Source organism: Azospirillum agricola (genome assembly GCF_020005195.1).
GTDB lineage: Bacteria > Pseudomonadota > Alphaproteobacteria > Azospirillales > Azospirillaceae > Azospirillum > Azospirillum agricola.
Map to the genome: position 1 here is coordinate 2,296,177 of NZ_JAIFZR010000005.1, position 21,287 is coordinate 2,317,463.

Annotated in this window: 16 protein-coding genes; 10 read left to right on the forward strand and 6 right to left on the reverse strand. The window is 69.8% G+C overall.

Annotated elements, in window-relative coordinates; genetic code table 11:
- Positions 1-34 precede the first annotated feature (34 nt).
- Together JN22_RS25910 and JN22_RS25915 are read right to left on the reverse strand one after the other, a co-directional pair.
- The gene (locus JN22_RS25910) at positions 35-2,065 is read right to left on the reverse strand and encodes a di-heme-cytochrome C peroxidase (protein ID WP_085556630.1); all 2,031 of its coding nucleotides are present in this window, start codon (positions 2,063-2,065) and stop codon (positions 35-37) included.
- Positions 2,066-2,379: 314 nt separating this feature from the next.
- Positions 2,380-5,736 (reverse strand): transglutaminase family protein, encoded by a 3,357-nt coding sequence (locus JN22_RS25915; protein WP_085556631.1) that lies wholly within the window; start codon positions 5,734-5,736, stop codon positions 2,380-2,382.
- A 234-nt stretch (positions 5,737-5,970) separates the two neighbouring features.
- Here JN22_RS25915 and JN22_RS25920 point away from each other — a divergent pair, with 234 nt between their 5' ends.
- Entirely contained in the window at positions 5,971-6,894 is a 924-nt protein-coding gene (locus tag JN22_RS25920; protein WP_085556632.1) for a hypothetical protein, read from the forward strand.
- A gap of 16 nt (positions 6,895-6,910) precedes the next feature.
- Positions 6,911-7,738 (forward strand): lysozyme inhibitor LprI family protein, encoded by an 828-nt coding sequence (locus tag JN22_RS25925; RefSeq protein WP_085556633.1) that lies wholly within the window; start codon positions 6,911-6,913, stop codon positions 7,736-7,738.
- Positions 7,739-7,836: 98 nt separating this feature from the next.
- Here JN22_RS25925 and JN22_RS25930 read toward each other — a convergent pair whose 3' ends face one another.
- The gene (locus tag JN22_RS25930; RefSeq protein WP_085556634.1) at positions 7,837-8,745 is read right to left on the reverse strand and encodes an aldose 1-epimerase; all 909 of its coding nucleotides are present in this window, start codon (positions 8,743-8,745) and stop codon (positions 7,837-7,839) included.
- 216 nt (positions 8,746-8,961) lie between these two features.
- Here JN22_RS25930 and JN22_RS25935 point away from each other — a divergent pair, with 216 nt between their 5' ends.
- Positions 8,962-11,640, forward strand: a complete 2,679-nt coding sequence (locus tag JN22_RS25935) for a serine/threonine-protein kinase (RefSeq protein WP_223677886.1) — start codon at positions 8,962-8,964, stop codon at positions 11,638-11,640.
- A gap of 61 nt (positions 11,641-11,701) precedes the next feature.
- On the opposite strand, the gene JN22_RS25940 is transcribed toward JN22_RS25935, so the two are convergent.
- The 3 genes from JN22_RS25940 to purM form a co-directional block, all read right to left on the reverse strand.
- Positions 11,702-11,845 carry an aa3-type cytochrome c oxidase subunit IV gene (locus tag JN22_RS25940; protein WP_085556636.1) on the reverse strand — a complete coding sequence of 48 codons (144 nt, stop codon included), beginning with the start codon at positions 11,843-11,845 and terminating at the stop codon, positions 11,702-11,704.
- Positions 11,846-12,034: 189 nt separating this feature from the next.
- Positions 12,035-12,694 (reverse strand): phosphoribosylglycinamide formyltransferase, encoded by a 660-nt coding sequence (gene purN / locus JN22_RS25945; RefSeq protein ID WP_085557350.1) that lies wholly within the window; start codon positions 12,692-12,694, stop codon positions 12,035-12,037.
- Complete coding sequence (gene purM / locus JN22_RS25950) at positions 12,691-13,752, reverse strand: phosphoribosylformylglycinamidine cyclo-ligase (RefSeq protein ID WP_085556637.1); 1,062 nt, start codon at positions 13,750-13,752, stop codon at positions 12,691-12,693. Before purM ends, purN begins: the two co-directional genes overlap by 4 nt.
- Before the next feature lie 97 nt (positions 13,753-13,849).
- Between purM and JN22_RS25955 the strand changes: the two genes are divergently transcribed.
- The 7 genes from JN22_RS25955 to JN22_RS25985 all read left to right on the forward strand — a co-directional run bounded on the left by JN22_RS25955 (position 13,850) and on the right by JN22_RS25985 (position 21,280).
- Positions 13,850-15,247 (forward strand): DUF2066 domain-containing protein, encoded by a 1,398-nt coding sequence (locus tag JN22_RS25955; protein WP_085556638.1) that lies wholly within the window; start codon positions 13,850-13,852, stop codon positions 15,245-15,247.
- Positions 15,244-15,804, forward strand: a complete 561-nt coding sequence (locus JN22_RS25960) for a CDP-alcohol phosphatidyltransferase family protein (protein WP_085556639.1) — start codon at positions 15,244-15,246, stop codon at positions 15,802-15,804. The genes JN22_RS25955 and JN22_RS25960 overlap by 4 nt, the downstream gene beginning before the upstream one ends.
- Positions 15,801-16,868, forward strand: a complete 1,068-nt coding sequence (locus JN22_RS25965; protein ID WP_085556640.1) for an AI-2E family transporter — start codon at positions 15,801-15,803, stop codon at positions 16,866-16,868. The genes JN22_RS25960 and JN22_RS25965 overlap by 4 nt, the downstream gene beginning before the upstream one ends.
- Before the next feature lie 45 nt (positions 16,869-16,913).
- On the forward strand, positions 16,914-17,618 hold the full coding sequence (locus JN22_RS25970; protein ID WP_085557351.1) for an HdaA/DnaA family protein: 705 nt from the start codon (positions 16,914-16,916) through the stop codon (positions 17,616-17,618).
- A gap of 26 nt (positions 17,619-17,644) precedes the next feature.
- On the forward strand, positions 17,645-18,424 hold the full coding sequence (locus JN22_RS25975; RefSeq protein WP_085556641.1) for an SDR family oxidoreductase: 780 nt from the start codon (positions 17,645-17,647) through the stop codon (positions 18,422-18,424).
- Between the two features lie 301 nt (positions 18,425-18,725).
- Positions 18,726-19,208 carry a MarR family transcriptional regulator gene (locus tag JN22_RS25980; protein WP_085556642.1) on the forward strand — a complete coding sequence of 161 codons (483 nt, stop codon included), beginning with the start codon at positions 18,726-18,728 and terminating at the stop codon, positions 19,206-19,208.
- Between the two features lie 494 nt (positions 19,209-19,702).
- A complete protein-coding gene (locus JN22_RS25985; RefSeq protein WP_223677887.1) occupies positions 19,703-21,280 on the forward strand; it encodes an AAA family ATPase in 1,578 nt (525 codons plus the stop codon).
- Positions 21,281-21,287 lie beyond the last annotated feature (7 nt).

Consider the following 21,287-nt stretch of genomic DNA (forward strand, 5'->3'; position numbering starts at 1 on the left):
GGACCGCTCCCCCGATCGATGCCGGGCGATGCGGTCAGAGGGTCTTCAGATACTCCAGCAGCTGCCAGCGCTGGGTGTCGGTCAGATGGGCGCCGAACTCGTGCCCGCTGTTCCGGTTGCCCGGCTTGCTGGTGTCGAACAGGAAGGTCGAGCTTGGCGCCGCCGAATCAACCCCGACCTTGACCGGGTCGAGGGCGCCCCCGCCCATCCGGAAGCTGGCCGACCGCTGGGCCGCCGGCAGCAGCATCTCGTACAGGTTCGGCACCGAGCCGTTGTGCATGTAGGGGGCCGTCGCCCAGACGCCGTCGAGCGGACGCGCCTTGTAGGCGAGCAGCCTCTTGATGGTGTCCGCGAACTCCTGTGTCGCCTTGGCGGGGTCCTTCGCCTTTTCCGCCGCTGCCCGGCTCGGTCCGGCGGCGGGGACCGGCGGCTTCACCCTGCTGGAGGCTTGCAGGACGCTGATGATCTTCCGGTGCTGGTCGGTCATCGGCGCGCCCGGCTTGACGAGGGGGGTGGTGTCGAGCGGCTTGCCGGGCGGCTGGGACGCGGCGGCGGACATAGTGGCCGACTGCGACTGCGACTGGGCGGCCCAGGCCGGGGTTGCGGACCCGCCTCCGGCTCCGCTCTTGATGAGGTCGTCGATCAGCCCCGGATCCTTGACGATGTCGCCGAGCATCGCGCCGATCACCGCGTTGGACAGCAGGTTGACGGCGGTGTCCGGATTCTTCAGCTTGGCTCCGCCCAGCAGCTCCGGCGGCATGGCGACGCCGGCGATGGCCCCGGTGTCGGACTGGCGGCACAGCGCGTCCACCGCCATCTTCGGGTCGGAGGCGTAGTTGACCGTCACCATCTTCGCCGTGACCGCCGCCTCGATGCCCTGGGTGCAGATCATGTTGAAGGCGGCGATGACCTTTGTGGGATCGTTCGGGTAGGGCCAGGTGAACAGCGGCTCCATGTGGACGGGGGCGGTGGTGTAGGTCTCGCCGCGCGGCAGGAGCGTGTGGCAGCTCACGCAATTCTGCTGGTAGAGGTCGGCGCCGGCCGCCGCCTTGACGATGTCGACGGTGCCGGCGATGGAGTCCGGCCAGACCGGGGACCGGAGCTGGCGGAGCTGGTTCTCCATCGCCACCAAGTTCCGCCCGCGCACGGTCGAATCATAGTAATAATGCATGACGGTGGGCTTCTTCAGCCTCACGTCGCCGAACACGCCCAGCACCTCGCCGGCGTTGCGCCCCAGCGCGTCGAAAGCGTTGTTGTTGGGCAGCAGGCCGTTCCACTGCACCCAGGGCTGATGCGGGGCGTCCCACAGGAAGGGGTAGCTGACCGGCGCGTCGGGCGGCCGGTTGTTCTTCGGGATCTTGAGGTCGATCCCCGACACCCGGTTGAAGATCATGCCGAAGGCGTCGGTCCGCATCGGCCCCCAGGGGGTGGCCGGCGTGCTCTGCGCCACGAAGGCGGTGAAGCTCGTGTCGAACGCCTTGAGCTGTTCGAGGAGCGCCAGCCGCTGCTGCGGGTTGGCGTCGGGGCCGAGCACGCGGGTCGAGAAGGGCTCGAACACGCCGTCCACGGTGGTGGTGGTGTGGACCGCGTCGCGGATCGCGCTGATCAGGCCATAGAGGTCGCCGGTGGTCACGGCGCCGTCGAGGCGGAGCGTCTTGCCGTTGACCGTCAGGTCGCCGGTGTGGCAGGCGGCGCAGGTCATGCCGAACCATGCCGTCTTGTCGGGATCGACGTCCTTGACGAAGCCGAGCGGCAGCCCGTCCGGATTCCATTTGCCGGCCGCGTCGGCGGGATAGCCGTAACGGGACAGGCTCTTGACGAAGGGCGCCTTGGTCTGCGGATCCTCCAGCGCCATGAACCAGTCATAGCGCATGATCTGCGAGCCCTGGCTCGTGTTGTAATACCACTGGCGCGCGTCCTGCGACCAGTTCTGGTCGAGGTACCAGACGCCGTCGATCTGCGTCGGCGGCTTGACCGGCACCTCGCGCGGCGGGGCCGGCGGCTCGGCGCAGGCGCTCAGCAGAAGGCTGGCCGCGGCGGCGGTTCCGAAAATCCTGGCTTTCATCCCTGTTGTCCCCCAGCAGGTTGATGGCTTGTCGCCTTCAGCGGGTGAGGGTAGGTTCGATAATCGTGAAACGGGTATACGTATTACGATTTTATCGGAAAAATTATTCCCGGACATATGGATGCAGGCAATCGGGTGGGCGATCCGGTCGCTGTCGGGAAGACGGCCAGGGGCGAGGCGATGGGGAAGGGGCGACTCGTGGACGTCTTCCGCCCCCACCCCGGACCTCCCCGCTCTCAGGCGGACCGGAGGTTCGCCTGCCGCGTCAGCGCAAGCGAAGCTTGCGCGTGAGCTGAGCGGGGGAGGGGAAAAGGCTACCCCCGCCGCAGGTCCAGCGTCATCGGGAACTGCGGGTTGCGTTCCTCGCCCGGCACCGTCATCGGGCCCGGCGTGTGGCCGAAGGGGAAGAAGCGGGCGAGGCGCCGGCCCTCGGCCTCGTTGGCGTTGACCGGGAAGGTGTCGTAGTTGCGCCCGCCCGGATGCATGACGTGATAGGTGCTGCCGCCGATCGACCGGCCCGCCCAGCTGTCGACGATGTCGAAGATCAAGGGCGTGTGGACCGGGATGGTCGGGTGCAGGCAGGAGGGCGGTTGCCACGCGCGGTACCGCACGCCGCCGACGAACTCGCCCTCGGTCCCGGTCGGGACCAGCGGCACGCGGCGCCCGTTGCAGGTGATGGCGTAGCGCGCGTCGATCAGGCCGCTGACCCGCACCTGCACCCGCTCGACCGAGCTGTCCACATAGCGCACCGTGCCGCCGCCGCCCGGCTCCTCGCCCAGGACGTGCCAGGGCTCCAGCGCCATGCGCAGCTCCATGGTGATGCCGCGCTGGCTGACATGGCCGTAGGTCGGGAAGCGGAAGTTCATGTGCGGCGCGAACCACGCATCCTCCAGCGGGTAGCCGTGGTCGCGCAGATCCTGGAGCACGTCGGCCAGATCCTGCTGCACGAAATGGGGCAGCATGAAGCGGTCGTGCAGCTCGTTGCCCCAGCGCACCAGCCGGCCCTTGTAGGGAGTCTTCCAGAAGCGCGCGACCAGCGCCCGCATCAGGAGCTGCTGGGTCAGGCTCATCTCCGCGTGGGGCGGCATCTCGAAGGCGCGGAACTCGACCAGCCCGAGCCGCCCGGTGGAGCTGTCCGGCGAATAGAGCTTGTCGATGCAGAATTCGGCCCGGTGGGTGTTGCCCTGCACGTCGACCAGCAGGTTGCGCAGGATGCGGTCGATCATCCAGGGCGGGCACTGGCCGAAGCTGGCGATCTGCCGGTCGATCTCGGTGAAGGCGATGTCGAGTTCATAGAGCTGGTCGTCGCGCGCCTCGTCGACGCGCGGCGCCTGGCTGGTCGGCCCGATGAACATGCCGGAGAAGACATAGGACAGCGCCGGGTGGTTCTGCCAGTAGGTGATCAGGCTGCGCAGCAGGTCGGGCCGTCGCAGGAACGGGCTGTCGGCCGCCGTGGCCCCGCCCATCACCACATGGTTGCCGCCGCCGGTGCCGGTGTGGCGTCCGTCGATCATGAACTTCTCGGCGCACAGCCGCGACTGGCGGGCGTCCTCGTAGAGGTCCAGCGTGTTGCGCACCAGCTCGTCCCAGCTGTGGGCCGGGTGGATGTTGACCTCGATCACGCCGGGGTCGGGGGTGACGGCCAGCGAGTTCAGGCGCGGGTCCTTGGGCGGCTGGTAGCCCTCGATCACCACCGGCATGTCGAGTTCGACGGCGGTCGCCTCGATCTCTGCCAGCATCGCCAGATAATCCTCCAGCGTGCTCATCGGCGGCATGAACAGGTGGAGGCGGCCGTTGCGCGCCTCGCAGGTCAGCGCGGTGCGGACGATCCACCAGGCCGACTTGCCCTCTTCCGGAACCTCGGCGCGGACCTCGGCCATCACGCGCTGGCGCTGGGCCTCGCGCGCCTCGCCATGGACGCCGCGGTCGGAATCGCGGGCCGCGCGTCGGGCGTCGACGCTGCGCTGGAGCGGGTGCGGCGGCAGGGGTTGCCGCTCCTCGAACGGGTCGGTCTCCCAGGCGTAGGGGTAGTCGCTCTTCGACACCCAGGGCAGCGAGCCGAGCGGCAGGCGGTAGCCGACCGGGCTGTCGCCGGGGATCAGCACCAGCTTCTCCTGGCGCAGCGGCCATGTGCTCGAGAGCCAGACCGGGCCCTTCTGGGTCATGCGCCGGTTGATCGGCATGGCGAAGCCGACCGGCTCGTTCAGCCCCTTGGTGAAGACGCGGGCGAGGCGCTCGCGCTCCTCCTTGTCGTCCAGCTTGCTGTTCAGCGGATCGACGTTGATCGGGAGCTTGGCCTCCTTGTTCAGGTAGTGCCAGGAATCCTCATAGGCGGCGAGCACCACCGCCGGATCGACGCCCAGCCGCTTCGCCAGCGTCACCAGGAAGACGCCGGCGTCCTGCGCGGTGTGGCCGTAATCGACGTTCTCCTTCGCCAGCAGGTCGGTGTTGGCCCACATCGCCTCGCCGTCGCGGCGCCAGTAGACGGTCATCGCCCAGCGCGGCAGCGATTCGCCGGGGTACCATTTGCCCTGGCCGAAATGCAGCAGCCCGCCGGGGGCGAAGCGCGCCATCATGCGGTGGATCAGGTCGGCGGCGAGCCGGCGCTTGTTGGGACCGACGGCGGCGGTGTTCCACTCCGCCCCCTCCATGTCGTCGATCGACACGAAGGTCGGCTCGCCGCCCATGGTCAGGCGGACGTCGCCGGTCTTCAGATCCTCGTCCACCCGGTGGCCGAGCGCCTCGATGGCCGACCATTGCTGGGGCGTGTAGGGCTTGGTGACGCGCGGCGCCTCGTAGATGCGGGTGACCGACATCGCGTGGTCGAACTCGACCTCCGCCTCGTCGACGAGGCCGGAGATGGGGGCGGCGGACGAGGCGTCGGGGGTGCAGGCCAGCGGGATGTGGCCCTCGCCGGCCAGCAGGCCCGAGGTCGGGTCGAGCCCGACCCAGCCGGCGCCGGGCAGGAAGACCTCGGTCCAGGCGTGCAGGTCGGTGAAGTCGGTCTCGGTGCCGGACGGGCCGTCCAGCGCCTTCTGGTCGGCGGTGAGCTGGATCAGGTAGCCGGACACGAAGCGCGCCGCCAAGCCCATGTTCCGCAGGATCTGCACCAGCAGCCACGCCGAATCGCGGCACGACCCGGTGCGCTTGCTCAGCGTCTCCTCGCAGGTCTGGATGCCCGGCTCCAGCCGGATGACGTAGCCGATGTCCTTCTGGAGCCGCTGGTTGATGTCGATCAGGAAGTTGATGGTCGGGGTCGGCTCGCGGGGGACCGTCGCCAGATAGGCGGCCAGCGCCGGCTCGACCGTCTCCGTCTCCAGATAGGGGCGAAGCTCCTTCTCCAGCCAGTCCTCGTAGGCGAAGGGGAAGCTCTGCGCCTTCTCCTCCAGGAAGAAGTCGAAGGGGTTGATCGACGCGATCTCGGCGACGAGATCGACCTCGACGATGAATTCGCGGGTCTTCTCCGGGAAGACGAAGCGGGCCTGGTAGTTGGACTGCGGATCCTGCTGCCAGTTCAGGAAATGATGCTTGGGCGTGACGCGCAGGGAGTAGCTGAGGATCGGCGTCCGGCAATGCGGGGCCGGGCGGAGGCGGACGATCTGCGGACCGAGGGACACCAGCCGGTCGTAACGGTAGATGGTCTTGTGATTCAGCGCGACGTGGATCGCCATGTATACCCCGCCTCTTTCCTGTTCGAATATCTTCGCCCGCCGGTTGGTCCGGCGCTTCGTCGGAAACGGTAACACCGATGAAATCCGCCCGACAGGGTGCCCGCGCACCGACTCTACCGCAGTTGCGAGAAAGTCACGATCTTGCCCGGCCGGTGGGCCTCGGCTTTCATTCGTTCGCGTTCCCCGTTATATCGGTTCACACTGGGTCCGGGGTTTCGCGACGGGGCGGGGGCGATGGTGTCACTGGCGTCTTCCTCCATGGGCAGCGGGATGGCGGGCAGCGGGATGGGCGGCGCCGGGCGCGGCGTGGTCACGGGGAAATACTTCAACTTCAAGCCGCTGCCGCCGCCCGCCGACATCCTCGGCAACCCGCTGGTGGTCGCCGACCTGCCGACCCACAAGCTGCCCAGGGAAACCGCCGGCAGCCGGTTCAAGCGCTTCCTCGCCCGCTTCAGCCTGGGCAGCCAGTCGTCGGAGACGCGGCTGCGCTGGAAGCTGCACGACACCATCCACGCGACCATGGCGTCGCTGTCGCCGTGCGCCTCGCTGGTGGCGGGGAAGCGGGCGGGGCCGAAGCGCCGGAAACTGTCGGTGCCCGTCATCGTCGTGCGCCACCCCTACCACCTGCGTCATGTCTTCGAGACGCTGCCCCAGATCCCCGCCGCCCTGGGGATGGAGCGGCGGTTCCTGGAATTGCTGATGACCCGCGCGCTGAAGCGCTACGGCGAACAGATGGCGCTGGTGAAGGGCAGCCCCTTCTCCTTCGAGCACGAGGCGCGGGAGTATTTCTTCGCCGGCTTCCGCCTGGAGAAGCACATCAAGCAGGTCACCAATCCCGACGAGCGCTTCGCCGCGTTGCAGGCCATCTACATCAATTATTTCCATGGCCGGAACTACTACTACTACGCGCTGTTGCGGCGGGAGAAGCTGGCGCCCGACAACAAGCTGTTCATGCTGTTCGCCCGCGCCGTCTATTTCATGGCGCGCGTCGACTGGAACGGCGAGCTGCTCGACAAGCCCAACCCGCGCTCGATGCCCCGGCGCGACGAGGTGATGTTCTTCGTCGAACGTGACAAGTCGGTCCTGACGCGCTATCGCAGCGACCAGGATTTCCAGCGTCAGGTCAAGGCGGTGCTGGAAGCCTTTCCAGCGGCTTGATTTCGGGGTTTGAGCGATGCGCGTTGTCTCCCTGCCGGCCGGCCTGCTCGCCGGTTTGCTGATGGTGGGTTCCGTTCAGGCTTCGGCTCAGGAGGCCGTCCAGAAGGCGGCCCCGGAAGCGGCCCCCAAGACGGGATGCGCCGCAAGCGAATCGCCGGTTGCCGAACTGATCTGCCGCGACCCCGCCCTGGCCGCCGCGACGGAAGCGGTGGATGGCGCGCTGAAGGCTCTGGGCGCGACGACCGACGATCTGGGACGCGCCGCCATCGAGGCCGGCCAGACCCTGTGGCGCTCGCGCCGGGACGAGGGCTGCCCGGTCGCAGCCGCCGACCTCGCCGATCCCAAGGTGGCGAAGGCCCGCGTGGACTGCCTGCTGCGGGCGAGCAGGGCGCGCGTGGCCGCGCTCGACGCCGAGCGGGCGGCGCGCGGCAGGCCGGTGGCCGACCTGCCGTTGACCATCACCGACGCGGCCGCTCCCCGGCTGGTCGCGGTGCCGTCGCGGCCGCCGGCCCTGACCCGTCCGGTGTCGGCGCTGGCGCTGGTCGGGCGCTGGGCCAAGGCCGATCCGGTCAGCCGGGCGCCGATCGACGACTGCCGGACCTCCTATCTGGACGTCACGCGGGAGCAGGCCGTCCAGGCGGTGGATCCCCGTCTTCCGTTCTTCCCGATCGAGGGGAGGCTGGCCGCCGACACGGATCCGGCCGAGGGCATGACGGTGACTGGCGAGAACGGCCCGGTGGGAAGCCTTCGGCTGGAGGCGGCGGAAACGCCGAGGCTGGACCGTCTGGTGCTGCGGCTGGCGCCGCCGGCCACCTTCGCCGCGACCTTCGTGCGCTGCCGGTAGTGCCTTGAAGCACGTCATGCCCGTTGCTTGGCACGGGCATGACGGAAGGAGCCGCGAGACGGTTGTCTACAGCGCCGGTTGTCTAAAGCGTCGGTTGTCTACAGCGCCGCGACGCGGAAGCGCACGGTGCCGGTCAGCCGTTCGCCGGGAGGCAGGGCGATCACGCCGGCGTCCGGTTCCTGGGGGCGGTTCAGCGCGTCGGTCATGTGGCTGACCGGCTCCAGGCACAGGTAATCCTCGCCGGCCGGCGCGTAGACGATCAGGTGGCCGAACGGCCCGTCGGCGACGATGGTCAGCGACAGCCCCCGCCCCGGCCATTCCAGGACGGCCCGGCCGTCCCAGCCGGTGAAGCCGTGGTCCAGCACCAGCCCATCCATCGCCACGCCCTTGGGGAAATTCCAGGCGGGCGGCAGCGGGCGGCGGTTGCGCGGGAGGATCGTCTCGTCGCTTTCCCACATCCCGTTCAGCCGTGCCGTCACCCGCGTGCCCGGCGGCTTCGGGAAATAGGGGTGGAGGCCGAAGCCGGCCGGCATGACGCTGTCGGACTCGTTCACCAGCTCCAGCGTCACCGTCAGCCCGTCGTCGTCCAGCGCGACGGTCTGCGCCGCGCTGTAGCTCCACGGCCAGGAATCGGCCCGATGGCGGAAGGCCAGGCGCGCCGCCGAGGCGGTCCGCTCCTCCACCTGCCCCTCGACCCGCCAGGGAACCGCCCAGCCATGGCCGTGGATGCGGTGGGGGGAACCGGGATCGGTCGGCATCTCCACACGGCGCCCCTGGAAGGTGAAGCGGCCGCCGGCGACCCGGTTCGAAAAGGGAATCAGCGGGAAGCAGGCCATGTCCGGAGCGAAGTCGCCGGCCATCGCCGCTTCGCTCGCCGGCCGGAACAGATCGATCGTCCCGTCGGGGCCGCTCCGCCTCCAGGCGGCGATGGAGCCGCCGCAGCCGGGGGCGAGAAGGCACTCCATGGCGCCGTGCCGCAGCGCCACCATGTCGTGGACCCCAATCATGCGTGCTCCCCGCTTTCAGCCGCTCCGGTCTTATCGCACATGCGAAGTGGGAAGGAAACGCCCCATCCCCGCTGTCGCAGGATCGCCACAACAGGTGTGTATTCGATGAAAAATGTCGATATCGTACACGCCTCCTTTACCGGCGCGATGGAACACTGCCAGCGACCGCGTTCCGCCAGCGCCCGCCGGTCCTGCCCCCCGTGTCGAAAGGCTCGCGTGCCCAGCCCTCTGCCCAGCCGTCCGGCCGCACCTCCGCCGCCCTCCGCCGTCGGAGCCTTCGACGAGGCGGAGCTGTGCGGAAGCCTTGCCGAATGTCACGGCTGGCAGGGCCGCATGGTCATCGGCATCGCCCTGCGCTCCTACCTCGATCCGCTGTTTCTGACCCCGACCGAGCTGATCCACCACGCCAAGCCGCTGAAGGTTCTGCTGGGGCATGGGCAACTGGTGGAAAGCGCGGTGGCGCGGATCGCCGCCGTCCAGGGGCGTCTGCCCGGTCAGGAGCCGCGCGCCCGCCGGCTGGCGCTCCAGGCCGCCGTCGACGAGAGCTGGGCGAAGGCGCGCGCCGCCCAGATCGCCTTCGCCGACATTCCCAAGGGCCGCTCCGCCGTCGATTCCGTGCTGGCGGCCGCGCCGGGCCAATCGCCGACCGGCGATGTCGCCTACGACCTGCGCGTTGCGCTGAGCCTGGAACTGTACGAACTCAAGAGCTGGTCGGCCAAGCTCGACCGGCTGCTCGATATCCTCCAGTGGGACCGCGACGAGCGTCTGTCCGGCGTGGTCGACGGCATGATCGGCGACGTGCTGTGCTCGGCCGCCGCCGGGGTCGAGCTGCTGGGCGGCGGGCTGCCGCCCGGCGCGCTGCTGGTCACGCTGTGCGAGCTGCTGTGCGGCCGGGTCCGCATGGACGCGATGGGACCGAACCGGCTGGGCGTGCTGAACGCGCTGTTCCGCCAGGGCAAGCTGCCGCAGGCGCGGCTGGCCGTGCTCGACCGTGTCCGCCGTCAGTTGAAGGCGCCGCAGCCGCTGGGGCGGGGCGCCTTCGACCAGGAGGCCGAGTGCCTGAAGACGCTGCTCGGCCATCTGCTGACGCGCAACGGGCTGACCGGCGGTCCGGCGATGGCCGACGCGCTGACCGTCCGCTATTCCCGCCGGTTGGAGCAGGGCGGGGCGAGCGCCTATCGCCGCTCCATCGTCGGGCTGGGCGAGGGGCAGCCGGACCTGATCTGCCGCATCCATTACCTGACCGCCGTGGCCGCGGTTCCGGCGGCCGAGCGGCACATGGGCGAGATCGCGGCCTCGCTCGACGCCGCCGTCGGCAATGAGCTGCTGATCGAGAACATGCTGGTCCAGACGCCCGACACGGGGCTGCTGGAGCGGGATTTGGCCGGCGCGCTCGATGCGATCCGTGACTCCGCCCTGCCGTGGGAGGCACGCGGGCCGATCGCCGAGAAGGCGGAGCGGGCGATCGACGGCTACGCCAAATCGGGGAACCTTGCCGCGCGGCTGCGGCAGGTCGAGCCGGTGCTGCGCCGGCGCACCATCCGGCTGGCCGAGATCGCCTGCTCCGGCCTGATCCGCGAGGACGGCGCCCTGCCGCTGATGCGCCAGCACATCCTGGAGATCGTTCGCCAACCGCAGTTCCAGGCCGAACTCGCCGCCCAGCAGAACAACGAGATGGCGCAGGCCGAGGTGCGGCGCCTGTTCGAGCTGCTCGACCGGCTGCGGCAGATGGCGACGGCTCCGGCCCCGGCGCCGCAGCCGCCCGGCCCTTCGGCCGCCGCCACCGTGTCGGCGCCGCCTCCAGCGACGCCCCCGCTCCGTCCGGTGGCGGCACCGCAGGGCGCCGGCGGCCCCATGGCGGCCCCCGCTCCGGCGGTGACGGTCGCGCTGCCGCCCGGTTCCGTTCCGGGACTCTCGGGAACCGGCCTGGACGGGCGCTGCCCGAGCTGCTTCGCCGACCGGCCGACGCGCGACGCCTGCCGGAATTGCGGCTATCCCGCCAGCTCCGACAACCGGCCGGGGGTGCATCTGATGCCCGGCACGGCGCTGCTCGACCGTTACCGGGTGGGCCGTGTGCTGGGGCAGGGCGGGTTCGGCGCGACCTATCTGGGCTGGGACGACCGGCTGCGCGTGAAGGTGGCGATCAAGGAGTTCTACCCCTCGAACCTGATTTCACGGGCGCCCGGCTCCTTCGGCGTCGTTCCCTTCTCCGACGAGCACGCGCGGGGCTTCGCCGCCGGTCTGGCGAAGTTCCTCGACGAGGCGCGGATGCTCGCCCGGCTGCGCGACATCAAGGAGATCGTCGGCGTCCAGGATTTCTTCGAGGAGAACGCCACCGCCTATCTCGTCATGGAGCTGCTGGAGGGCCGCACCATGAAGAAGTATCTGGCCGACAGCGGCGGGCGGATCGACGTGCGCCGCACGCTGGGGGTGCTGACGCCCATCATGAGGGCGTTGCAGACCATCCATGAGCAGGGGCTCATCCATCGCGACATCAGCCCGGACAACATCTTCCTGACCAGCGCGGGTGAGCGCAAGCTGCTGGATTTCGGCGCCGCGCGGCGGTCGGCGGGGCAGGGGGACGGGCTGACCGTGATCCTGAAGCCGGGCTACGCCCCGCCGGAGCAATATTCCAACGAGGGCCGGCAGGGCCCCTGGTCGGACGTCTACGCCCTGTGCGCCACCATGTATCTGGCGCTGACCGGCAAGACGCCGCCGGACGCCACCGCCCGTTTCGTGAGCGACCGGGTTCCACGGCCGAACGAACTCGGCGCCGCCCTGCCGCCGTCTTTCGAGAAGGTGCTGCTGGCCGGTCTCGCCATGCGCTGGCAGGACCGTCCGCAGAGCATGCGCGACCTGCTGCGCGGCATGACCAACGCGTTGGGGGCGGGCTGAGCGGGCGGAGCCGGGGGAAACGCCGCCGGGAGGAACCGGCGGCGCAAAGACGGGATCACTTCTACAGGGTGATCAGCGCCATCAGGACCAGCACGGCGATGACGCCGGCGGTGCTGAGCTTCACGAACTTGGTGAAGGCGATCCAATTCTGCATGTGGGTGCGGACCAGCTCTTCGCTGACCGGGTTGGAACCGACGGCGGCCATCTCAGGAACCCTCCTTTTGGTTTGTGTTGCCCGCAATTCTGCCGAAGCAGATGGGAAGCGCAACAGAAACCGGCAATGCCCGACGGTTTTGGGAGGGTTTGTGTGGATGGGAAGGCCGGCCCCCCACCTATCCTCCGCCGCTGGGTCGGGAAAGGGGCGGGATGGGCGCGCATGCCCGCGTCTGAACGCTCAAAAAGGCGGGTTGACCACCGAATCCAGCACCAGGCCGCCCCCCTCGATCCGCACCAGATCGCCATCGACGCGGGCGCGGCCCTCGGCGATCAGGCGGACGGCGTGCGGGTAGAGCCGGTGCTCCGATTCCAGCACGCGGCCGGCGAGGGCGTCCGCGTCGTCGCCGGGCAGGACCGGAACGGCGGCCTGCGCGACGATCGGCCCGTCGTCCATCGCCGGGCGGACGAAATGCACGGTGCAGCCGTGGAACCGCACCCCCGTCGCCAGCGCCCGCGCGTGCGTGTCCAGCCCCTTGAAGGAGGGCAGCAGCGACGGGTGGATGTTGATGAGCCGGTCGCGCCAGCTTTCGACGAACCATTCCGACAGGATGCGCATGAAGCCGGCGAGGCAGACCAGCTCGACGCCGGCCTCCCGCAGCCTGGCGTCCATCGCCGCCTCGAAGGCCGGCTTGTCGCCGGGGAAATCGCGGTGGCTGACGACCGTGGTCGGAATGCCGGCCGCCGCCGCGCGCTCCAGCCCGTAGGCGTCGGCCTTGTTGGACAGGACGAGCGCGATCTCGGCCGGGAAGTCCGGGGCGGCGCAGGCGTCGATCAACGCCTGCAAGTTGCTGCCCCGGCCCGAGATCAGGACACCGAGCTTGAGCTTCGCGGAGGTCACGGAGCCCACGCCGCATCCATGCCGGTGACGGTGACGCGGGCGTCGCCCTCCTTCAGCGCGGTGACGGTGCCGACGGTGAAGACCGTCTCGCCGCCCTCGGTGAGGATGTCGATGGCCTGCTGCGCCTTGTCGGCCGGGACCACGGCGACCATGCCGAGCCCGACGTTGAAGGTGCGGGCCATCTCGTAGGGGGCGATGCCGCCGGTCTTCATCAGCCAGCCGAACACCGGGGGCAGGGTCCAGGTCGAGGCGTCCAGCGTCACGCCGAGCCCGTCGGGCAGCACGCGCGGGATGTTCTCGATCAGGCCGCCGCCGGTGATGTGGGCGAGCGCCCGGACGCTGCCGGCGCGCACGGCCTTCAGCGTGCTCTTCACATAGATGCGCGTCGGGGTCAGCAGCGCCTCGCCCAGCGTCCTGGAGGAATCCCACGGGCATTCGGCGTCGTAGCCGAGGCCGGATTTCTCGACCAGCTTGCGGACCAGCGAATAGCCGTTGGAATGCACGCCGGTCGAGGCCAGACCAAGCACCACGTCGCCCGCCTGCACGGCCGAGCCGGTCAGCGCATGCTCGCGCTCGACCGCGCCGACCGAGAAGCCGGCGAGGTCGTAGTCGCCTTCCGAATACATGCCCGGCATCTCGGCGGTCTCGCCGCCGACCAGCGCGCAGCCGGCCTGGCGGCAGCCCTCGGCGATGCCCGACACGATGGCGCGGCCGGCGGCCACGTCGAGCTTGCCCGTCGCGTAGTAATCCAGGAAGAGAAGCGGCTCCGCCCCTTGAACAACCAGATCGTTGACGCACATCGCCACAAGGTCGATGCCGACCGTGTCGTGGCGGTTCGCCAGGATCGCGACCTTCAGCTTGGTGCCGACGCCGTCGGTGGTGGCGACCAGCAGCGGATCCTGGTAGCCGGCCGCGCGCAGGTCGAACAGCGCGCCGAAGCCGCCCAGGCCCGCGTCGGAGCCGGAGCGCGCGGTGGAGCGGGCAAGGGGCTTGATCGCTTCGACAAGCGCGTTGCCCGCGTCGATGTCCACACCGGCCTGCTTGTAGGCGTCGGACATGTTATAGGACTGGGTGCTGATGGTATCCTCGCTTGGGCTGAGCTATATACCGGGCCGTTGGATCGGCCCGAACATACTCGAATCGGAAGGCATTGCAATGCTCCACCGCCGCCGCGCGCCGCTGTTTGCGGGTCTCGCCGCCCTGTCCGTCGCCTGCGTCCTCTCGGGCGGGCCGGCCGGGGCGCAAACCGTCGCGCCGCCGCCCGCCTCCATGCCCTCTGCCGTGCCCTCCGCGCTGCCCTCCTCCACGCCGACGGCCAACACCGCCGCCGACGCCTTCGCGGTGTCGGGCGTCAAGGTGGACATCAACGCCGCCAACGCCAACACCGCCCGCGACCAGGCGATCCGCGAGGCGCAGAGCAAGGCCTGGGTCGAGCTGTACAAGCGTCTTGTCCCCGGCGGCGGCAACCCGCCGCGCCTGTCGGAGACCGATATCGCCCGCCTGGTCCAGGGTTTCGAGATCGACGAGGAGAAGGTGTCGGCCACCCGTTACGTCGGGTCGATCACCGTGCGCTTCCGTCCAAACGCGGTGCGCGACGCCATCGGCGGCGCCGGCAGCGCCCAGTATGTCGAGCCGCCGACCCGCCCCTTCGTGGTGCTGCCGCTGACGGTCACCGACGGGCGTACCCTGCTGTGGGAGGACCGCACCCCCTGGCGCGCCGCCTGGGAGGAGCGCCCGGCAACCTCTTCGCTGGTGCCGCTGGTGGTGCCGGACGGCGAGCTGCCCGACGCCCAGGCCATCGGGACGGAGGAGGCGGTGAACGGCAACGCCGACGCGCTCAACCGCATCGCCCAGCGCTACCACGCCGGCGGGGTCATCGTCGCGCGGACGGAGCTGCCGGCCGGCGGCCCCGACCTGTCGCGCGGTTTGGTGGTGGATCTCACCCGCTACGGGCTGGACGGCACCCGCGAGACCCAGACCATCAACGTCAAGCCCGACGCTTCGGACCGGCCGACCGATTTCCTGACCCGCGCCGTGACCTTTGTCGGCGCCCAGCTCGACGAGGCGTGGCGCCGCAACAACGTGACGGCGACCGGGCCGGAGCAGACCACGCTGGTCCGCGTGCCGCTGGGCAGCGCCGCCGACTGGGTGGAGACCCGCAAGCGGCTGGCCGGCCTCGCCGCCGTGACCCGCAACGAGCTGCTGTCGATGACCCGGTCGGAGGCGCTGGTCAACCTGACCCATCGCGGCGACCCCGACCGTCTGGCCCCCCTGCTGAACAAGCGCGACCTCGGGCTGACCCGCGTGGCGCCGCCGGCCGCCATGGGCACGGCGCCGCTGCCGGTGTCCGCCGCCGGCTGGCAGCTCACCCTGCTGCCGCGCGGCTCGGGCTCGGGCTCGGGCGATGCGGCGGCCCCGGCCGCCAACCCCGGCGCGATCCCTCTGGCGCCCTCGGCTCCGCTGGGAACGGCGCCGGCCGCGGCCTATCCCACCGGCGGGCTCGGCGCGCCGCCGCGCAACCTGGGCACCCTGCCGGTGAGAAACGCACCGTGAGCGTTCCCAACATCATCACCTTCCTGCGCATCCTGGCGGTGCCGCTGGCGATGTACATGATCCTCACCGGGAACATGGTCTGGGCCTTCGGCCTGTTCGTCGCGGCCGGCCTGTCCGACGCGCTGGACGGCGCCATCGCCCGCATGTTCCGCGCCCGCACCGTGCTGGGCGGCTATCTCGACCCGCTGGCCGACAAGGCGCTGATCGTCGGCGTCTATGTTGCGCTCGGCCATGTCGGGCTGATTCCGCTGTGGCTGGTCATGCTGGTGGTGTTCCGCGACGTCATGATCATCGCCGGCGTCATCCTGCTGTTCACCCTGAAGGAGACGCTGGCGATGCAGCCGCTCTACATCAGCAAGGTGAACACGGTGGTGCAGATCGCGCTGGCCGCCGCCGTGCTGGCGCCGGCCGCGCTGGGGCTGCCGAATCCGCGGCTGTTCGGGATGGAGCTGGTCGAGGCGCTGGTCTATGTCTGCGCGGCGACGACGGCCGGCTCCGGCCTCGCCTACGCCCGGCGCGCGGCGCTGCTGTTCAACCGGCTCGGCGGTGTCCGGTGACGGACTCCAAGCAGATCCGCTTCTGGCTGATCGGACTCGGGCTGTTCGTGCTGGCGCTCTGGCTGCTCGCCGGCATGCTGCTGCCCTTCGTGGTCGGGCTGGCGCTGGCCTATCTGCTCGATCCGCTGGTCGACCGGCTGGAGGCGATCCGCCTGCCGCGCTGGCTCGGCACCACGCTGGTGCTGCTGTCCTTCCTGCTGGTGCTGGTGGTGTTCGTCCTGCTGCTGGTGCCGCTGGTCCAGGGCCAGATCGCCCATCTGCTGGAGGTGCTGCCGCACTACGCCGCCGTGGTGAAGGAGCGGGCGCTGCCGGCGATCAACCGCCTGCTGCACCGGCTGCCGCCCGACGACATGGAGCGGCTGCGCGCCGCCGCCGGCACCTACGCCGGCGACGTCGCCGGCTGGGTCGCCAAGGTGGTGAGCAGCATCCTGTCGGGCGGGCTGGCCCTGTTCGACGTGCTGTCGCTGATGTTCATCACCCCGATCGTCGCCTTCTACATGATGCGCGACTGGGACGTGATGGTCGCCAAGGTGGACGCCTGGCTGCCGCTCCAGCACGCCGAGACGATCCGCGCGCAGGCGCGCGAGGTGGATTCCACCCTATCCGGCTTCGTGCGCGGGCAGGCGATGGTCTGTCTCGTGCTCGGCCTGTTCTACGCGCTGGCGCTCTCGGCGGCCGGGCTGGATTTCGGGCTGGTGATCGGGCTGGTCGCCGGGCTGCTGTCCTTCATCCCCTATGTCGGCTCGCTGTTCGGATTCGTCGCCAGCACCGGGCTTGCCCTTCTCCAGTTCGACGAGTTCTGGCGAGTCGGGCTGGTGGTCGGGATTTTCCTGTTCGGGCAGGCGATCGAGGGCAACGTCCTGACGCCGAAGCTGGTCGGCGACAAGGTTGGCCTGCACGCGGTCTGGGTGATGTTCGCCCTGCTGGCCGGGGCCAGCCTGTTCGGTTTCCTCGGCGTGCTGCTGGCGGTTCCGGTCGCCGCGGTCATCGGCGTGTTGACCCGCTTCGCGTTGCGCCAGTATCTCTCAAGCGGCTACTACCGGGGCGTGACGCCGGAACCTTGACCGCTTTTCCTTTTGGGCCGCCTTTCCTCCTGCCTTGAGTTCCCGATGAGCTTGCCGGCACAGATTCCGCTCGACCTCGGGCACCGGACGGCGATGGGCTGCGAGGATTTCCTCGTGGCGCCCAGCAACGCCGACGCGGTGGCGTGGCTCGACCGCTGGCCGTCCTGGCCGGCGCCGGCCCTGACCGTGTACGGGCCGGCGGGCTGCGGCAAGACCCATCTCGGCCATGTCTGGCGGGCGCGCAGCCACGCGGTCATCGCCAGCGGCGCCAGCCTCGACGCCGCCGACCTGCCGGAGCTGCTCGCCGCCGCCAACGCCGTGGTGGTCGAGGAGGCCGACAAGGTTGCCGGCAAGCCGGCGCGCGAGGAGGCGCTGTTCCACCTCTACAACCTCGCCCGCGAGCAGGGCGGCCATCTGCTGCTGCTGTCGCGCAAGGCGCCGTCGCGCTGGCGGGCGCGGCTGGCCGACCTGCGCTCGCGCATCAAGGGGGCGCCGGCGGTCGAGGTCGCGGCCCCCGACGACGCGCTGCTCGCCGCCGTGCTGGTCAAGCTGTTCGCCGACCGCCAGCTGCGGCCGGGGCTGGAGGTCGTCACCTACCTGCTGACGCGGATGGAGCGCTCGCTGGATTCCGCGCGCACCCTGGTGGCGGCGCTCGACCACGCCTCGCTGGCGGGGCACCGCCGGGTGACGGTTCCGCTCGCCCGCGAGGTTCTGGCCGAACTGGAACACCGGCCAAAGACACGACAGTAGCGACACGACGATAGGGAGGATACGCCATGGATTTGGGCATCGCCGGCCGCCGCGCGCTCGTCTGCGCCGCCAGCAAGGGGTTGGGCAAGGCCTGCGCGCTGGCCCTGGCCAGGGAGGGCGTCCACGTCACCCTGACCGCCCGCAGCGCCGACGCGCTGGAGGAGGCCGCCGCCGAGATCCGCGCCGCCACCGGCGTGACCGTGACCACCGCCGCCGGCGACATCGCCACCGAGGAGGGACGGGCCGCCGCGCTCGCCGCCTGTCCGGAGCCGGACATCCTCGTCAACAACGCCGGCGGTCCGCCGCCGGGCGACTTCCGCGACTGGGAGCGCGAGGACTGGATCCGCGCGCTCGACGCCAACATGCTGGCGCCGATCCTGCTGATCAAGGCGACGGTCGACGGCATGATCGGCCGCCGCTTCGGCCGCATCGTCAACATCACCTCGGGGGCCGTGAAGGCGCCGATCCCGATCCTCGGCCTGTCCAACGGGGCGCGGACCGGGCTGACCGGCTTCGTCGCCGGGCTGTCGCGCCAGACGGTCAAGCACAACGTCACCATCAACAACCTGCTGCCCGGCCCCTTCGAGACCGACCGCCTGCGCAAGACCATGGAGGGCGGCGCCAAGGCGTCGGGCCGCAGCATCGACGAGGAGATGGACCTGCGCCGCCAGAGCAACCCGGCCGGACGCTTCGGCGACCCCGACGAGTTCGGCGCCGCCTGCGCCTGGATCTGCTCGGCCCGATCCGGCTTCATGACCGGGCAGAACATCCTGCTGGACGGCGGGGCCTACGCCGGCACGCTGTGAGCGTGGTCTCCGGACACCCAATTTTTGGACACGGATGAACATGGATGCTGTCCTTCATCCCGTTCATCCGTGAGCCGGCGCAGCCGGCATCCGTGTTCATCCGTGTCAAAATTTTTCGAACCTTTTGCCGCCGACCTGATAGTCCGGCTCCGGCCGGTGCCGCTTCCGGCGTCCCAAGTTTGTCCCCCCAATTCGCGACAAAAGCCCTTCATCGTGGCGGGCCAGGGGAGTGGCGGGGATCGCCGCCCCCTTCGCGTTCCCTCCGGGGGCGGACAGGGCTCAGGCAACAGGAAGCACGATCATGCAGAGTGCGGCGACCCCGGCGGTCTACACCGACCTCGGCCGCGTCATGGAGAGCATCACGCGGCGGTTTCTCGATGTTCTGCGGATGGAACTGGCGCGGATCGGCGTCACCGACCTCAGCCCGACCCAGGCGTTGATGCTGCTCCACATCGGCAACGAGGAACTGTCGGTCCGCGACCTGCTGGAGCGCGGTTATTATCTGGGCTCCAACGCCTCCTACAATCTGAAGCATCTGGTCGAGGCCGGCTATGTCGACCGCACGCCGTCGCAGCGCGACCGCCGCGCCGCCCGGCTGCGCCTGTCGGAGCGCGGCCTCGCCACCTGCGAAGGTCTGAGGCGGCTGGAGGCCGCGCGTGCCGACAACCTTGTGCGCAGCGAGACCGACGGCGCCGATTTCGAGACGACCTACCGCACCCTGCGCCGGCTGGAGCGCGCCTGGATGGATCTGATCCGTTACGACGACTCTCCCGACCCCTCCTGACCATCTTTTCGTGGTGGGTCGCTCCGGGGCTGTCGCCCCCGGTCGGTCGTTGCCTTTCCGGAAAGAACCACACCCTATCCCATTTCTGCCTCAAGACGGAACGTAAGGGGTCTTTGAAGCGAACATAATAGGAACTTATTCGTTGCCGTACCCCGTTCGTTCTGGTATCAAGCTGGAACACAACATGAACATGGGGGGTTGGCATGTCGGTTCTGGCTTTCGTGCGTGAATGCGTGACGCTCGCGGTGCTGCTGGCCAGCCTCTACGGCTGGATCATGGTCGGCCCGCTGCTGGTGGGATGAGACGGGGAGCCGCCCCTCATCCGAACGGAGTCGCCGGAAGGGCGATGCTGCGTCGGTATGATATCCGAAATCCCAACCCATCCCGCCGGCCGCATCGCTTACATCGGGTAGACGCGGATCGGTTCCCTCGCTGAAACAAGCGCTTGCCGGGGCCGGTGCCGCAAACGCCGACAAGCGTGAGGACTGGGACGGATGCGCAACTTCTTTCGGAAACGGCGGACGGCAACGGCGGCGGACGAGCGGGTACCGGCAGCAGGCGCCGCTGGCGGCGTCGGCATAACGGGCGGCGGTCTGGGCGGCGGTGCCCCCGCCGGCGGTGCGCCGGCGGCGGGTTCGGCCCATCACGGCTTCGCCCGTCCGCCCGGTCCTTCCCATCTGCGGCCCATCGACGGGATGCGCGGGGACGGAATGCGCGGACCGGCGGCGCCCCGCCAGCCGGACATTCTCGGGCAGGACGCGACGGGCGACCATCGCGGGCGCATGTTCCCGGCGCCCGGCGGCGGCGATGCGGGCGACGCCGAGTTGCCGCGCTTCACCATGACCGTCAACGGTGGCTTCCGCGGCGGCATGGGGGTGAACGCGCCGGCCATGCTGAAGGGGCTGACGCCGGAACTGAACGGCCTGCTGCGCGAGGCCTTCACCCCGACACGCCCCAAGCAGCAGCTCAACGGCCTGTTCATCGGCCGCAGCGACACGCTGCGCCGCATCATCTCGGCCATCGAGGAGGAGCGGGCGCACGTCATCCTCTACGGCGACCGCGGGCGCGGCAAGACCTCCGTCGCCAACGGCATCGAGAAAATCGCCGCCCAGGCCGGCTATCTGTCGCTGAAGCTGACGTGCAGCGCCGAACTCAGCTTCGAGGACATCTTCCGGCACTTCCTGAAGAAGATCCCCTCGACCTACTACCGCTCCGGGGCGGACAACCCCTTCGCGGCGCGGCGCAACTTCGCCAGCTTCAACGAGCTGCTGCCGGACGGCACCTTCAGCGTCACCGAGCTGAACGAGGTGCTGTCGGGCATCCACGCCACCCATGTGCTGCTGATCCTGGACGAGTACGACCGCGTCACCGACGAGGATTTCCGCAACAAGCTGGCCGAGCTGTTCAAGAACCTCACCGACAGCTCGATTCCGGTGACCCTGCTGGTGGTCGGCGTCGCCGAGAATCTCGACCAGCTTCTCGGCAAGCATCCGTCGATCCAGCGTTCGCTGGTGCCGGTGCATCTGCCGCTGATGACCGACCAGGAGATCGGCCGGCTGATCCAGGCCGGGGCGGAGAACGCCGGCATCGGCTTCGCGCCCGACGTGGTGCAGCGGATCGCCGAGTTCGTGCGCGGGCTTCCCTACTACGCCCAGCTTCTGGGGTTGCACGCGGCGCGCAGCGCGGTCAGCCGCGGCAGCACCATCGTGGAGCGTTCGGATCTGGCCTACGCCGTCGCCCGCTGTCTCCAGGAGGCCGAGCGCGGCATCGTCGACAGCTACGCCCGCGCCCTGGCCGCCGAACGGCGCGGCGAACTGGAGGACGCGCTGCTCGCCGCCGGTCTGTGCCCGGCCGACGCCTACGGCACCTTCGACCCGGCCGACCTGGCGGGGGAGGGGGGTGAGCCGCCGAGCCGCGAGATGCTCGACCTGCTGAAGCGCCTGACCCGCGAAGACCATGGCGCGGTGCTGGCCCCGGTGATCGAGCCCGGGCGGGAGCGCTACCGCTTCCGCAACCAGATGATGCGCCAGTATGTCCTGATGCGTCAGGCGAACGAGCGCGGCCAGATCTGATCCATTC